This is a genomic window from Shewanella denitrificans OS217 (assembly GCF_000013765.1).
GTDB classification, from domain to species: domain Bacteria; phylum Pseudomonadota; class Gammaproteobacteria; order Enterobacterales; family Shewanellaceae; genus Shewanella; species Shewanella denitrificans.
Genome location: NC_007954.1, coordinates 1,918,448 through 1,933,483, shown reverse-complemented (window position 1 = coordinate 1,933,483; position 15,036 = coordinate 1,918,448). Strand labels below are relative to the sequence as shown.

General features: G+C 47.5%; 12 protein-coding genes and 1 tRNA gene. 3 read left to right on the top strand and 10 right to left on the bottom strand.

Features of this window, described 5'->3' with window-relative positions; all coding sequences use genetic code 11:
* Positions 1-61: 61 nt before the first annotated feature.
* The 7 genes from prpB to bioB all read right to left on the bottom strand — a co-directional run bounded on the left by prpB (position 62) and on the right by bioB (position 7,609).
* Entirely contained in the window at positions 62-940 is an 879-nt protein-coding gene (gene prpB / locus SDEN_RS08675; protein WP_011496106.1) for a methylisocitrate lyase, read from the bottom strand.
* Positions 941-982: 42 nt separating this feature from the next.
* Positions 983-1,639: a GntR family transcriptional regulator gene (locus SDEN_RS08670; protein WP_011496105.1), complete on the bottom strand. Its 657-nt coding sequence runs from the start codon at positions 1,637-1,639 to the stop codon at positions 983-985.
* Between the two features lie 89 nt (positions 1,640-1,728).
* A complete protein-coding gene (locus tag SDEN_RS08665; protein ID WP_011496104.1) occupies positions 1,729-3,330 on the bottom strand; it encodes a sensor domain-containing diguanylate cyclase in 1,602 nt (533 codons plus the stop codon).
* A gap of 229 nt (positions 3,331-3,559) precedes the next feature.
* The gene (gene bioD, locus SDEN_RS08660) at positions 3,560-4,255 is read right to left on the bottom strand and encodes a dethiobiotin synthase (RefSeq protein ID WP_011496103.1); all 696 of its coding nucleotides are present in this window, start codon (positions 4,253-4,255) and stop codon (positions 3,560-3,562) included.
* 25 nt (positions 4,256-4,280) lie between these two features.
* Positions 4,281-5,183, bottom strand: coding sequence for a methyltransferase domain-containing protein (locus tag SDEN_RS08655; protein WP_083759685.1), 903 nt, complete (start codon positions 5,181-5,183; stop codon positions 4,281-4,283).
* A gap of 26 nt (positions 5,184-5,209) precedes the next feature.
* Positions 5,210-6,430: an aminotransferase class I/II-fold pyridoxal phosphate-dependent enzyme gene (locus SDEN_RS08650; protein WP_011496101.1), complete on the bottom strand. Its 1,221-nt coding sequence runs from the start codon at positions 6,428-6,430 to the stop codon at positions 5,210-5,212.
* 105 nt (positions 6,431-6,535) lie between these two features.
* Complete coding sequence (gene bioB / locus SDEN_RS08645; RefSeq protein ID WP_011496100.1) at positions 6,536-7,609, bottom strand: biotin synthase BioB; 1,074 nt, start codon at positions 7,607-7,609, stop codon at positions 6,536-6,538.
* Between the two features lie 98 nt (positions 7,610-7,707).
* Between bioB and bioA the strand changes: the two genes are divergently transcribed.
* Positions 7,708-9,057 (top strand): adenosylmethionine--8-amino-7-oxononanoate transaminase, encoded by a 1,350-nt coding sequence (gene bioA, locus SDEN_RS08640; protein WP_011496099.1) that lies wholly within the window; start codon positions 7,708-7,710, stop codon positions 9,055-9,057.
* 335 nt (positions 9,058-9,392) lie between these two features.
* Here bioA and SDEN_RS08635 read toward each other — a convergent pair whose 3' ends face one another.
* A complete protein-coding gene (locus SDEN_RS08635; protein ID WP_011496098.1) occupies positions 9,393-10,694 on the bottom strand; it encodes a GNAT family N-acetyltransferase in 1,302 nt (433 codons plus the stop codon).
* Between the two features lie 150 nt (positions 10,695-10,844).
* Between SDEN_RS08635 and ggt the strand changes: the two genes are divergently transcribed.
* Entirely contained in the window at positions 10,845-12,596 is a 1,752-nt protein-coding gene (ggt, locus tag SDEN_RS08630; protein ID WP_011496097.1) for a gamma-glutamyltransferase, read from the top strand.
* Positions 12,597-13,078: 482 nt separating this feature from the next.
* On the opposite strand, the gene SDEN_RS08625 is transcribed toward ggt, so the two are convergent.
* Positions 13,079-13,164 (bottom strand) — tRNA-Leu (locus SDEN_RS08625).
* A 328-nt stretch (positions 13,165-13,492) separates the two neighbouring features.
* Here SDEN_RS08625 and SDEN_RS08620 point away from each other — a divergent pair.
* Positions 13,493-14,392: a PA4780 family RIO1-like protein kinase gene (locus tag SDEN_RS08620; RefSeq protein ID WP_011496096.1), complete on the top strand. Its 900-nt coding sequence runs from the start codon at positions 13,493-13,495 to the stop codon at positions 14,390-14,392.
* A 120-nt stretch (positions 14,393-14,512) separates the two neighbouring features.
* Here SDEN_RS08620 and SDEN_RS08615 read toward each other — a convergent pair whose 3' ends face one another.
* Positions 14,513-14,977 carry a uracil-DNA glycosylase family protein gene (locus SDEN_RS08615; RefSeq protein WP_011496095.1) on the bottom strand — a complete coding sequence of 155 codons (465 nt, stop codon included), beginning with the start codon at positions 14,975-14,977 and terminating at the stop codon, positions 14,513-14,515.
* Positions 14,978-15,036: the final 59 nt, after the last annotated feature.

Sequence of the window (15,036 nt, the reverse complement as noted above, 5' to 3'; positions counted from 1 at the left end):
ACGTGTAGGGTGAATGTTGATTCTTATTATTTATCTTTCAATCTTTGCTTAAGTTAATGATTTACTTATTTTTGCCTTCGGCAAACAAGCTGTCTAACTTTTGCTCGTACTCGTGATAGCCCAAATAATCGTACAAGTCCATGCGGGTCTGCATGCTGTCGACCACGGCTTTTTGATCGCCCTGCTCAAGAATAGACTGATACACCATTTCTGCCGCCTTGTTCATGGCACGAAATGCGCTCAAAGGGTAAAGCACCATGCTCACGCCCCATTCGCCCAACTCTTTTTTGTTCCACAGTTCAGTCTGGCCAAACTCGGTAATGTTAGCAAGAATGGGCACATCTAAGGCTTCAGCAAAGGCGCGATAATGAGCTTCAGTTTTTATGGCTTCGGCAAAAATACCGTCGGCGCCAGCTGCCACATAGGCTTTAGCACGGGCAATGGCAGCCTCCAATCCTTCTTGGGCGAACGAATCGGTGCGCGCCATGATGAAAAAATCAGGATCTGTGCGTGCATCCACAGCCGCCTTAATGCGGTCAACCATTTCTTCCACTGTGACGATCTCTTTGTTGGGTCTGTGGCCACAACGCTTTTGCGCCACTTGATCTTCCATGTGCACGGCTGCTGCGCCGGCTTTTTCCATGTCACGCACGGTTTTAGCGATATTAAACGCCCCGCCCCAACCAGTGTCTATATCCACCAGCAAGGGTAAATCACAGGCGGCAGTAATGCGCTGCACATCCACTAACACATCGTTAAGGGACGTCATGCCAAGATCTGGCAAGCCATATGAAGCGTTAGCCACGCCGCCACCACTTAAGTAAATGGCCTTATGACCAATTTTTTTGGCCATAATGGCGCTATACGCATTGATGGTGCCTAAAATTTGCAGTGGCTTATTGTCGGCTAATGCCTGACGGAATTTCTTACCTGCGCTCATGGTGTCCCTCATCAGTCTGGTGTAATTAAATGTAATTGCAGTTTATGCAAGCTTGGTTTCAATATTGTGTTTCGAATACATTATGTGCCGACGCATCAAAATTTCGGCTAATTCTTCATCGCGGTTACTGATGGCCTGCACTATATGCTTATGCTCATCGAATGCTGTAGTGACTCGCGGGCCCGCCATGCCCAGTTGCACCCGGTACATGCGCACTAAGTGATAAATGCCATCAAACAGCAGTGCGATAAGGTGTTTATTCTTACTGCCCAAGATAATGCGATAATGAAAGTCCACGTCTCCCGCTTCTTGGTAATAAGACTCGCCGCCTTTGACTTCATCAAAATGGCGAGTTAATAAAGCGCTTAATTCGCTAATTTCATCTGGAGTCATGTTTTTAGCCGCAAGACGAGCCGCCATGCCCTCTAAGGATTCACGCACTTCATAGAGTTGCGCTAACCCTTCTGGGGTTAAGGCCACGACCCTGGCGCCCACATTAGCTTTACGCTCAACGATGTGGCACGACTCTAAACGATTAATGGCTTCACGGATAACGGCGCGACTGACACCGTATTTTGTCGACAACTCAGTCTCGCTAAGCTTAGCGCCCGCCAGAATACGCCCTTCGACGATATCGTCTCGAAGAAGAATAAAGGTTTTGTCCGCTGCCGTGACCGGTGCTTGTGAATGGAGTGTCATCAGATAAGCAATATGTTAACAATGTTGTCGACAATATAGTGTTTTTTAGGCTGATGGTCAACAATAGGGGCATGCATTGTCGACAAAGGTTACATTCTGGCGAGAAATTCATCTTGAGGGCTTAAGGATTCGGCTTCAAACTCTCGTACTAGATAGCGATTACGGCCCAATTTTTTCGCTTTGTATAACGCCCTATCTGTCTGCAGAAAAAGCGACAATGGATCAATGTCATCTAGGTCAGTTTGGTTAGGATCTATGATGGTCATGCCAATACTTATGGTCACTTTTTCACTGACAGGGGAAAAACCATGAGCTATGTCTAAGGCATTGATCTGCTGTATGGCCGCTTGAGCATTAAGCTCACATTCATCTAGGCTGATATGGGTAAGTACGATAGCAAACTCTTCCCCACCGTAGCGCGCAACCAGATCCGTTGCTCGGCCAAAACGGGTTTTTAACGCACCGGCTACGGCAGTTATTACCTTGTCGCCTGCAGCATGGCCATAATGGTCGTTATAAGACTTAAAATGATCGATATCACATAACAAGAGTGCCAAGGGGGTTTTCTGACGCAGCATAGCCCGCCAACTGACATCATAAAACTGCTCAAAAGCACGCCGGTTAGCCACTTTTGTAAGCACATCTTCTGATGCTTGTATCGAAAGAATTTTTTGTTGTCGGTTTATGGTTTCAACCAACTGATTAAAGCCATTTTGTAAATCGTGCAGTTCATTGATTTTACAGCTTGATTTAATGCAATAGAGTTCTTCATTGGACAACATACGTCGAGTCTCACGGGTATGAAATTCTATAGGTTTAACCAAGAAGTGATTGACTAACAGCAGTAAACTTAAGGGAAAAATCAACAGGGCTAACACTGTGATAAGGCTTGCCATATCGAAGAAGAATACTCGAGCAAATTCAGTGGCATCTTCACTGTGACCTAGGGTTAACAGCAGTACTGGTGAATTGTCCACGTCCCCCAAGAAATACTTTCGCTCTGTCTTGAGTTCAGTCAAGGCTTGTAAATTGAGTAAATCTTCTGCTGCCAGAGTGGTTTCTAAAAATAGTTGATGCTCAATTTTCATCCCTGTTAAAGCGCTTAATCGCGCTAAGGCTTCGGGCCTTAAGATCCTTAAGAACATCATAAAGCCGATATTATCACCGGATTTATCAGATTTTCGCACTCGAGTGACGCTGAACAGCACCACCCCTTCCACGCTTTTCAGTACACCTGATACGCTCCCCTCTGCAGTGTTATTATCCATCAACTTAGCCGCAATCTTAGGGGCACCTATAATCACCTGTGGGAAATCAAGCTCAGCTTGTGTCTGCCAATTCATGGCTTTTCCCCAAATAAGTTGCCCCTTTGGGTCAAAAAAATAGCTGGCATCGATTTTAAGTGAAGTGTAGGTATCGGGCAAAAAATTACTGTCTATAAAGCCTTGATTAAACGTCTCTAAAAAATGATAGCTCTCATCCCAAACACTGTAGTCATAGTTTATCGTCTTTAGCTGCGAAAACTCACTAATAAAGGCTTGCTGAACTAGACCCACTTCTCTTTGTTGCCAAATGAGTTGTTGCTTGTCCATCTTTGGGATAACGACTAATGCGCGGTAAGCCAAAAAAAATGCCAGCAACAGCCCAAGTAGACTCATGGCATAAATTAAAAAGAATTTACGTAAATTCATACTGCCTCCATGATCTAACATCAAGGCAAGTCAATGGTAAGGCAAGCAAAGTGATGCCAATAAAGGCACAGATACGGGATAAATATTTGTGAATGATAATCACTAAGCTTAACAAGACTACAGCCTCCCACTCATTGTGCAAACTATTAATTAGAGCGTAGTTTATCCCAGCAGAAAGCCGAATTATTTTTATATGCTTTAACGCAATTCAAACAGAAAAGGTGGGGTATTAACTGATTAAACATTCCACACTGATATAATTACCGGCCGCCTGCGGGCTAGGTTCAGGGAGAAATGGCACATAACCTAAAAACTCACCCAACATCATCTGCTTCAGGCTGTCGAGATTGTCTTCAATACAAGCCATGTCTTTGTCCACTTGATTCGCCACCCAGCCGACAATGGTAAGACCGTCATTAACAATAGCCTCTTGGGTCAGTAAGGCATGATTCAAACAACCTAGCTTCATGCCCACAACAAGAATAACCCCTAACTGGCGGTGTCTCTCTTGCAACCTCGTATTCCAACGCTGTACAAGCTCAGACAAATAATGCCCGTCTCCCAAGGGTAAACGCCAGCCTCCCGCCCCTTCAATCAAGGCGAAATCAGCAGTATAAAGCTGTGTCCAAGGCATAGCCGCATCTATTGCATCAAGAGTGAGGCTAAAGCCAGCGCGTTTTGCCGCGATATGGGGCGCAATCGCAGCCTCAAAAGCGATGGGATTCACCCTCTGGTAACTCAGCCCCATGTTTGAATGAGCCATTAACTGTAGTGCATCAGAGTTTCTAAGGCCGTTAGCTGTTTGCATGCACCCAGAGGCTAGGGGTTTAACCCCGGTTTTCTGGCCACGTGCCAAGGATAACAATGTGGCTGACACTAAGGTTTTACCGCTGTCTGTGTCTGTGCCTGTTACGAAAAATACCATGTGGTGATCCCAATTATTCAGCCTGCTAGGCTAGCTTAAGCCTAAGGTAGGCAATCTGGTAAGTCAGAGGTAAGCCTTGTTCCGTGCGCATGGTTTCAGCAAGTTTACGCCTATGCTGCCATTGGCTTTTAGACATAAGCTGTGTGGAGCTTAACGCCAATGCCGATGCTTTAGCTGTCTTTGGTTGTGCGTGAATCACAGATTGACTTTGGGCCGATGCACCTACCCCTTTAATGGAATACAGCATGCTGCGTAAATCATTGAAATAGACTTGCGTGTGTTCAAGGCTTGCATCCAACAGCTGCCAAGTCTTTTGAGGTAAACCACGGGGTTGGGCTTGATTAACTTGAGCGTTTTCTGTTTGATTAATGCCAAGAAAAGCGTCAATCATTTCAGCTAAGTTCATGAAGCTATTTGTTCTAAAACCTAACGTCTTAAGTTCTGGCAAACTGCCTGCCGCCACTATGCTCAGGTGACATTCGGCGCCGCGAACCGATACACGAGCCAGCTCAGCCGCCGCCCTAGGCAAATCCGTGCACCACTGCAATGCTAAGTTTGAATAAATGGTGTCAACAACCTCATCATCAAGTTTTATTTGCTGCACATCGCAGCACACAGTGCGATAGTCCTTAAACCTAAGACTCAAGGTATCTAGCATGCCTTGGGCGATATCCAAGGCAGTGACTTGTTTGATACCGCTAAATGCCGCAAAGCAGGTCCCAGGGCCCGCGCCCACATCCAACAAACAGCCAGATAAATTCGCGTTTTTTTGCAAGCGAGCTGCGGTTAATCGCTGCAACACATCGTGCCGCTTATATTGCTTAGCGGCCTTTGAAAAACGCTCAATATGGGGCAAAGCCTCTGAACAGGCTTGTGAATTAGAGTTAGCTTCTACATCTGCTTGTAAATGAGCTACTGAATCAACCATAGACGCAGCCCCCTGCTTTACCGTCATCACGGCGTATCCTCTAAGGCGCGCTTTAGGGCGTTAACCAATGAGATGATTTGCTCGCTGCTGTGCAGTGCGCTTAGGGTGATCCTAAGCCTGGCTTGACCAAAAGGCACTGTAGGCGAGCGAATAGCCCCTACCATAAAACCCTTATCGGCTAAGTTACTAGCGATGGCCATAGTGCGCTCATTATCACCAATTATGATGGGCTGAATGGGGCTATTTATTACATCGGGCTCAAGGCTGTTTACTGGCTCAGGGCTGTTGATTCGCTCAGGACGATTTACTGGCTCAGGGCTGTTCATTCCACTTTCAGCGGCTTCAGAGCCTGCCATCTCACTTAGGTTTATGTCCTGCGCCTTGGCTTGTGCTCGAAACAGTGAAATATTGGCCATTAGCTTAGCGCTTACATCCGCTTGTTGGCACAAGTTAACCGCATTTAAGGCAAGATGAGCACAAGCAGGTGATAAGGCGGTGGAATAAATATAATGCCGCGAATTGGCCACTAAAAAGTCAATCACGGTTTTCGATGCAAGGATAGCCGCGCCTTGGCAGCCTAGTGCTTTGCCAAAGGTCACAATTTGAATATCCACCTTAGCTGCACTGATAAAGCCTTGGGGCAATACCCCAAAGCCGTGGGCATCATCCACAACAAGCAAGCTTCCCTGTGCCTTAGCAAGGGTCGATAACGCATCGATGGGGGCGATATCACCGTCCATACTGAAAATACTTTCTGTGACTATGGCTGAATGGGGGTAGCGGGCTATCAGGGCTTGTGCACTCACCAAATCGTTGTGAATAAAACGGGCCAGTTTCGCTTTGCTTGATTGAACGCCAGTAATAATGGAGGCATGGACGTATTTATCGGCGATAACCACGTCATCTTGGTTGAATAAGGCGCTCATTAAGGCGCTGTTGGCGCTAAAGCCCGAACAAAACAACATCGCCGCTTCATGACCTGTGTACTGGCACAAGCTTTGTTCAAGTTCAATATGGGCTTGAGAATAGCCACTCACTAATGGCGATGCCTTGCTGCCAACCCCATAACGCAGCGCGCCTTCATAGAGGGCATTGGCTTGTGCACCACTCGATGCCAGCCCAAGGTAGTCATTATGGCTAAAATCGATAACATCATTGGTATTAGCAAGCCTGCGCTGACGCAACAGGCCTTGCTGTTCAAGGCCTTGCATCTGCTGGCGCATTTTATCCATCAGAGGATGGCTCATGACTGTTAACCTTTTATCCTAAAACGATACCGCTATGACCATGCTCAAAGCTAGCTCAAGCCCTACAATGCTATCAATGAGCCATCAGCAGAGCCTTAAGTTTAATTAGAGCGCGCCCGCATCATAAAACTGCTGAGTCGCTTTCTCATTTAAGGCACTGGCTTTTGCAATTAAAGCTTGTTCTTGATCAAGATTGGTCGCCACTTGAGCGACAGGGGCTGCAGGACCTTGCTCTGGGCGCAGACCTAAGCGCTTAAACAGGCTCATATCATCATTTTCTTCAGGATTCGCTGTGGTCAATAGTTTGCAACCGTAGAAAATCGAATTCGCGCCGGCAAAGAAACACATGGACTGCAGCTCATCGCTCATCTTCTCACGGCCCGCCGATAAGCGTACCCGGGATTTTGGCATGATGATCCGCGCCACTGCGATAGTGCGCACAAATTCTAGCGGATCTAAGTCATCAATTTTCTCAAACGGCGTCCCCGCCACTTTGACCAGCATGTTAATGGGCACTGAATCTGGGTGCTGTTCAAGATTGGCGAGCTGCTGCAGTAACCCGGCCCTGTCGCTTGCCTTCTCGCCCATGCCAACAATGCCGCCAGAGCAGACTTTCATGCCAGAGGCGCGCACATTAGATAAAGTATCTAAACGGCTCTGGTAGGTACGGGTAGTGATAACGTCACCATAATACTCTGGTGAGGTATCTAAATTGTGGTTGTAGTAATCAAGCCCAGCACCCGCAAGCTTTTGTGATTGTTCGGTGGATAACATGCCTAAGGTCATGCAAGTCTCTAGCCCTAAGGCTTTGACATCTTTAACCATTTGAGTCAAATATGGCATGTCTCTATCACGAGGGTTTCGCCAAGCGGCGCCCATACAGAAACGTGAAGCACCCGCCGCTTTGGCGCTTTTTGCTTCGGTAAGTACTTTTTCAATTTCTAATAAACGCTCTTTCTCAAGACCCGTATCATAGCGAGCACTTTGAGGGCAGTACTTGCAATCTTCTGGGCAGGCGCCGGTCTTAATAGACAATAAACGACTGATCTGCACTTCGTTTGGATCGAAGCTTTCACGATGAATGGTGTGCGCCTTAAACAACAAATCGTTCATAGGCAAAGCAAATAAGGCTTCGATTTCAGCTTTTTTCCAATCATGGCGGACTTCAAACAACGACATGGACAACCCTTTTAATGTGTTTTTATGTTGGCTAGCATACCTTGAGGCCTTAGACTGTCAACGCGGACCAGACTTCAAACTTGACTAGCGATTAAAATATGAACAACTCTAAAGCCAGTGATCTCAAACTCGACCTTGCCTTCGACAGCACCCATATCTGGCACCCTTATACTTCGATGGCCTCTCCCCTGCCGGTTCAAGCCGTGGTCAGTGGTCAAGGCTGCGAGCTAACCTTAGCAGATGGCACTGTGCTCATCGATGGCACTAGCTCTTGGTGGGCCTGCGTGCATGGCTATGGTCACCCCGAAATTCTCGCGGCCATGGAGCAGCAATTGCATACTCTCAGTCATGTGATGTTTGGCGGTATCACTCATAAGCCGGCTATCGATGTCGCCAAGCTGCTGATTGAAATGACAAGCCCAGCCCTAAGTAAGGTATTTCTCGCCGATTCTGGATCCATTGCCGTGGAAGTTGCCATAAAGATGGCGCTGCAATATTGGCAAGGGCGAAATAATAAAGACAAACAGTGCATTTTGACGGTGAAATCCGGCTACCACGGTGATACCTTCGCCGCCATGAGTGTCTGCGATCCCGACGGTGGCATGCATACCATGTTTGGCGCCAATGTCACCAGCCAGCTGTTTATGCCGGCGCCAAGATTGGGTTTTGATGCCCCCTTTAGCCTTGAGGATGAACAAGCCTTAAGGGCGCAGTTTGAGCAACACCACGCCCAAGTCGCTGCCGTGATCATTGAGCCGATAATGCAAGGGGCTGGCGGCATGCGCTTCTATTCCCCTGCCTACTTAAGGGCGCTGCGTAAACTATGCACTCAATTCGATGTGTTACTGATTTTAGATGAAATTGCCACAGGGTTTGGCCGTACCGGTAAGTTATTTGCCTATGAGCATGCCAATATTCAAGCCGATATTCTCTGTCTAGGTAAAGCCTTAACCGGGGGGTATATTAGCCTTGCAGCGACCCTATGCACGGATGAGGTCGCCCAAGGGATCAGTGACTCACCTGCTGGGGTATTTATGCACGGCCCCACCTTTATGGGTAATCCTCTGGCCTGCGCCGCGGCGGCGGCAAGCTTAACACTTATCAAGCAAAACCACTGGCCCAAGCAAGTCGCCGCCATTGAAGCCCAGCTCAAACTCGAGCTTGCCGGTGCCATCGAATTTGCACAAGTCAAAGACGTACGAGTATTAGGTGCCGTTGGGGTGATAGAAATGAATCATCAAGTCAATACCGCCAAGCTGCAACAGTCTTTCGTGGACTTAGGCGTCTGGGTGCGCCCCTTCAGTAACCTGATTTACATCATGCCGCCCTACAGCATCAGTTCAGCGCAATTAAGCCAATTGACCCAGGCTATGAAACAAGTGGCTGCCAGTATTAGCAACGAGAATAACCAGAGTGAAAACGAGCCAAGCTTTATCAGCCATGGTTAAATACTCACTACCTCTCTAAACAAGAGAAAAATACGAACAAGAAGATCCGCCTATTAGCCGTGGCTACCTTACTGCACATTAATAATCGTTCAGAAGTCGCCAGGCGCTTAATTGTCACCCACCGCAGTGCAAGTGATTGATATTAAACGAATTCCATCCACAATGGACACGTCATTGTCTCGAATGCTAATAGCGTGATGTTGGACTCGGTAGCCCCAGTTGATCTATTGCGCTAGTTAGCTGAATGCGGCTGCTGAGCTCGCCTTGTAAGTCATCTCAACATCCCACACACTCGTGGCTAAAAGCTAAGTTACCACAGCTAGCACTGGCAAAGACTATTGGCTGTTTTTATAGGGCAAGTTCTTTGCTTGCTCCGCCATGTAAATCTGCATATTGCGCCTTTCTTGCTGGCAAAAATCCTCGATGGCGCCTTTAAAACCTTCGTGAGCTATGGCGTGAAAAGAGTGAGTCTCTATGGGCTCAAACCCGCGTAGCACTTTATGCTCCCCTTGGGCTCCCGCATCGAAGCAGCTTAAGCCTTGGGCAATGGCATACTCGATCCCTTGGTAATAACAGGCCTCAAAATGCAGCCCTGGAATATCCTCAAATGCTCCCCAATAGCGGCCGTAAAGCCGGCTGTCGGAGGCAAAATACAGGGCGTAGGCGATATCCTTCCCAGCCTTATCGCTCACCCTAAGTAACCTAATGGCATCGGCCATGGAAGTGCCAATTGCCTGAAAAAATTCACTATTTAAGTAACCTGTATGGCCAGAGCGTTTTAAGTACGTCTGTTGGTAACACAAGCTAAAACTGCGCCATTGGCTAGAAGTGATGTTGTCGCCATGGATAAACTCAAATGACAATTCGAACTTGCTAATGGCGGCGCGCTCTTTTTGAATGTTTTTGCGCTTTCGCGAGGTCATCACCTGCAGAAAATCATCAAACTGGCGATATCCCCGATTAAACCAATGAAACTGAGTCCCGAGCCGCGCTATGGGTTGCCCCTTTATTGCTGAGGCCTGGCTGTTAGCCTGTGGCTGGAGTGCTTGTGTTTGGTTGCGCTGTGCTTGATTAGATTGTGACTGACTAGGCGGTGTCAGGTGAGCTTGCGCCAATACCGCGCTCTGAGTGGCATTGGTAAATAGGTAGTGCCATGAAGAGTAACCTTGGGTCATGATCTGCTGCTGTAAAAAATCAACCACCGCCGTCCACACAGCATCTTGCTGTCCAACATCGAGGCGCGAGTCCATGGCAAGCCGAGTGCCTGTCACTGGGGTAAAAGGCACGGCGCACAGCAGTTTAGGATAATAGGCCAGCCCGTGGCGCTCATAGGCTTCAGCCCAGGCCCAGTCGAAAACATATTCGCCATAGGAATGATGTTTCTCATAAAGCGGCATCAAGGCAAGGATGTTGTCTGTTTTGGCTGCGGCGCTGTGGGGATTTTCTGTAACAGCAGCCTTTTCTATCACAATCAAGTGTCTAGGTTGCCAGCCTGTTTGTGCTGAGCAGGCGCCGCTACTTTCTAAGGCAAGCAGATATTCATAACGGGTGAAGGGATGTTCGCTGCCGAACAAGGCGTGCCATGCTTGGGACCCTATTTGGCTAATATTATTGACTAAACTTATCTGTAAACTCATGCTACTCCGCTTACCTTTTTCAAAATGAAGCCTTTTTCTAAATTGACTGTTCAAACAAAAGCCAACAAATAACACCCGTTAATGAAAGACTTGTTTATTAGGCCATAATTATGTCACATTGCAATCCAGACTCTTTTTCGAGGACGCCCTGTGTCATTATTCCCTCATATTAAACCCACATTACTCACCTTAAGCTTAACAATAGGCTTAGGTCTCCCAGCCTTAAGTGTTGCCACGGTATCAGCTAACGATGTCTCCATCTACAGCCAGATGGCCACCGCTCAGCCAGTATGGGCGAAACACGGCATGGTGGCGAGCCAAGAAGCACTGGCAAGTCGCATCGGTGTTGAAATCCTCAAACAAGGCGGTAATGCGATTGATGCCGCCGTGGCGGTAGGGTTTGCCTTAGCCGTGACCTTGCCTCGCGCCGGTAATATTGGCGGTGGCGGCTTTATGTTGGTGCACCTTGCCAAAGAAAACAAAACCATCGCCATAGATTACCGTGAAACGGCCCCAAGCAAAGCCCATAAAGATATCTTCTTGGACGAGCAAGGCAATGCCGTAGATAAGCTCAGCCGCGAGCATGGCCTAGCGGTTGGTGTTCCAGGTACTGTGATGGGCATGGAGCTTGCGCTTAATAAATACGGCACCCTGCCCCTTGAGAAAGTCATCGCCCCCGCCATTGCCTTGGCCCGTGACGGATTCTCTGTGACTTCAGATCTTGCTGATTCTCTTGCTGGGGTAAAGCCCCGCATTGCCCAGTGGCCAAGTTCAGCCAAGATTTTTTACAAGGCCGATGGCAGTAATTTAGCGTTTAACGACATTCTAAAGCAGCCTGAGCTTGCCCATTCATTAAGCTTGATTGCCAAGCAAGGCAGTAAAGGTTTTTATCAAGGGGAAACGGCGCAAAAAATTGTCGCTGCGGTGAAAGATGCCGGCGGCGTGATGACTCTTGAAGATTTAGCCAATTACAAAGTGGTGGAGCGTGAGCCCGTGCGCGGTCAATATCGCGGCTATGAAGTGGTGTCTATGCCCGCGCCGTCATCTGGCGGTATTCACATCATTGAGATGCTCAATGTGCTTGAGCACTTCCCTATCGATAAATTTGGTCATAATACCGCCCAGACAATCCATGTGATGGCCGAGGCCATGAAATACGCCTACGCGGACAGAAGCGAGTATTTAGGTGACCCAGATTTTGTGATCGTGCCCACAGCGGCCCTGTTAAGTCGTGACTATGCCGCCAGTATCGCAAAGAAAATTGCCATCAATAAGGCCACTCCAAGCAGCGAAATCAAGCCTGGACTATTAACGCCCTATGAGAGCACCCAAACCACACATTATTCTGTGGTGGATAAATTTGGCAACGCGGTATCAAACACTTATACCCTTAACTTCAGCTACGGCTCAGGCTTAGTTGCAGAAGGCACTGGGATTTTACTCAATAATGAAATGGATGATTTCTCGGTAAAACCCGGTTCTCCTAACGGTTACGGCTTAATTGGCGGCGATGCCAATGCGGTAGAAGGCAATAAGCGGCCATTAAGCTCCATGAGCCCCACTATCGTGATGAAAGATGGCAAACCTTTTATTGTTACCGGTAGCCCTGGCGGTTCGCGCATCATCAATATTACCTTGCAAGTCATTATGAACGTCATTGACCACCAGCTTAATATCGCCGAAGCGAGCGCCGCACCAAGGGTGCACCACCAATGGCAGCCCGACTACTTATGGGTAGAACGTAGCTTAAACGCCGACACTATCTCACTCTTAAAAACTAAGGGCCATAACGTAAAAGTGCAGCAGTCCATCGGCAGCACTCAATCCATTGTGGTGCGTGACAATGGCATTATGGGCGCCTCAGATCCACGGCGCGCCGGCTCCGAAGCTGTGGGTTACTAAGCCAAGTTCAGAATCCCCTGTAACTTGGGGGGAAGTAAGCAGACAGTTGCTTAAACAACAAAGCCTCGACACCATCGAGGTTTTTTGCTTTCTCAATCAGAAAAATACTACCCGAGGCCGGACTATTCTCGCTATGAGAAGTGGCACGCCTTGCCTTACTGTCGATAAAGAGTACAAAGAGTGCGAGGGATTTTTGCTTTTATTCTAGTGGCCAAATTTCAGAAACACCCCCCCTCCTACACCATCCATGGTGTACGGGGGTAAGTACAATCCATGTACAAAAAAGCCCTAACTTTCGTTAAGGCTTAACTGCATTCTCAATGAGAATAATGGTACCCGAGGCCGCATTTGAACTGGCGCGCCTTACTTTCAACAAAGAGTGCGAGGGATTTTTGCTCTTACGCTGACAACCAAATTTCAGAAACAAAAAAGCCTCGATATAATCGAGGCTTAAATGTACCAACATCATACAAGATGAATAATGGTACCCGAGGCCGGACTTGAACCGGCACGCTTATTCAGCGAGGGATTTTAAATCCCTTGTGTCTACCGATTCCACCACTCGGGCAAACTCTGTGGATCACATTTGGCGAATATCTCGCTCAAACATAAGCCTTAAATTTTGCACTTTCAACGACAAATCGGCTTGTCTGCTGAAGATGTTGCATACTTTACTGATTTAAAATTTTGGATCAACTAAAATTAGTGTTTCCACAGTTCGAATGCTGCAAATATGTCCAAGTCGTTGAAATTATCATCCTACGGCTGAATTTAGCTCACTTTATTGCCAGCTTCTCGCTGTTTTCAGCGTTGGAATTGCCATCTATATCACGATCCTGTATATACTCTTGTTTCACCCCTAACCTCAGTTTGAGTGATTTACTTGTTAAGGTGCTATGAAAATACCAAAAAGACTACAGCCTTTAGTTGACGAAGGTTTAATTGATGACGTGTTAGGCCAGTTGATGAGCGGCAAAGAAGCCACTGTCTATATGGTCCGCCGTGGCGATGAGATCTGTTGTGCCAAAGTCTATAAAGAAGCGAGCCAACGTAGTTTCAAGCAAGCCGTTCAGTACCAAGAAGGCCGTAAAGTACGTAACACTCGTCGAGCCCGCGCGATGGAAAAAGGCTCTAAATTCGGCCGTCAGCAACAGGAAGAATCTTGGCAACATACTGAGGTCGATGCACTGTATAAGCTCGCTGCCGCCGGTGTACGGGTGCCAACACCCTATGGCTGTTACGACGGCGTACTCTTGATGGAACTTATCACAGACGAAGCTGGCCTTGTGGCCCCAAGACTCAATGATGTGAGCTTTACTGAAGCAGAGGCGCTTTCTCATCACCGCATTATCATGGATTACATTAAACTCATGTTATGTGAAGGTCTTGTTCATGGGGATTTGTCAGAATTTAACGTGTTAATCGATGATAAAGGCCCGGTGATCATAGATTTGCCTCAAGTGATTGATGCTGCGGCAAACAATAACGCTAAGCGTATGTTTGGCCGTGATGTCACTAACATGACAGAGTATTATGCCCAATTTGCTCCTCAGCTAAGCGACACGGCTTATGCAAAGGAAATGTGGCATCTCTATGAAACTTCTGCACTGACGCCGCAATCAGAGCTCACAGGCCTGTTTGATGAAGTCTTGGTGGATGCCGATGTGGATTCTGTGATGGAAGAGATTAATGCCGCGTTTGCCGAGCATGAGCAACACAAGGCTTGGGTTAAAGCCCAGAGCAAAGGCCAAGATAAACAAGAAGATGAAGATCCTTCAGAAGCTTGGTATAACTAGCCATCTCGAAGTAATAAGCTCACTCCATTGAAGTGACATTAGCCTTAGCTGGTTCACCCTAGCTAAGGTTTTTTGCTTTTTGCTTTTTAATCCTGTGCCCCCCCTATGTCAGCTTCTGCTTCAATCTGGTTTCAAGAGCACTTGAGCGACTTTTGCCTGCATCTTAGGGATACATTGCGCTTCAAACCAAGGATTACGCTTGAGCCAAATATTATTTCTTGGGCTGGGGTGTGGCAGAGGAACCGTCCAGCAACCGTTATCTTTACTTGGTAACTTATCAGCACTTTGATACCAAGCATAGACAGTCTCGGTGAGGCTGCGCTTAGTTGGTGAAACGGTTGGTGAAGCCGTCAATTTTGGCTTGGGCTGTGACAATAGTTCAGGCAAATGATAGGCCATGGCATACTGACCTATCACCAAGATGAGTTCGATATTGGGCAGTGCGGCCATCAAGGCTTGTCGCCAAGTTTTAGCGCAAATCGCCAACGGCGCTAAATCTCCAGAAGGCCCTTTGCCCGGATAACAAAACCCCATAGTCGGCGAAACTGACTTTTTAGCCCCCTTGTTAAATCCTGAGATAAGCACTCCTTCACCTTAAGCACGGCTTCATTTATCTTGAAAGGCAAGCCCAGCCTTAACATAAG

Coding starts and splice junctions, on each gene's coding strand:
- SDEN_RS08670 (WP_011496105.1), bottom strand. CDS start 1,639: ATGACACTCCATTCACAAGCACCGGTCACGGCAGCGGACAAAACCTTT.
- bioD (WP_011496103.1), bottom strand. CDS start 4,255: ATGGTATTTTTCGTAACAGGCACAGACACAGACAGCGGTAAAACCTTA.
- SDEN_RS08620 (WP_011496096.1), top strand. CDS start 13,493: ATGAAAATACCAAAAAGACTACAGCCTTTAGTTGACGAAGGTTTAATT.
- bioA (WP_011496099.1), top strand. CDS start 7,708: ATGAACAACTCTAAAGCCAGTGATCTCAAACTCGACCTTGCCTTCGAC.
- SDEN_RS08650 (WP_011496101.1), bottom strand. CDS start 6,430: ATGAGCCATCCTCTGATGGATAAAATGCGCCAGCAGATGCAAGGCCTT.
- SDEN_RS08665 (WP_011496104.1), bottom strand. CDS start 3,330: ATGAATTTACGTAAATTCTTTTTAATTTATGCCATGAGTCTACTTGGG.
- SDEN_RS08655 (WP_083759685.1), bottom strand. CDS start 5,183: ATGGTTGATTCAGTAGCTCATTTACAAGCAGATGTAGAAGCTAACTCT.
- bioB (WP_011496100.1), bottom strand. CDS start 7,609: ATGTCGTTGTTTGAAGTCCGCCATGATTGGAAAAAAGCTGAAATCGAA.
- prpB (WP_011496106.1), bottom strand. CDS start 940: ATGAGCGCAGGTAAGAAATTCCGTCAGGCATTAGCCGACAATAAGCCA.
- SDEN_RS08635 (WP_011496098.1), bottom strand. CDS start 10,694: ATGAGTTTACAGATAAGTTTAGTCAATAATATTAGCCAAATAGGGTCC.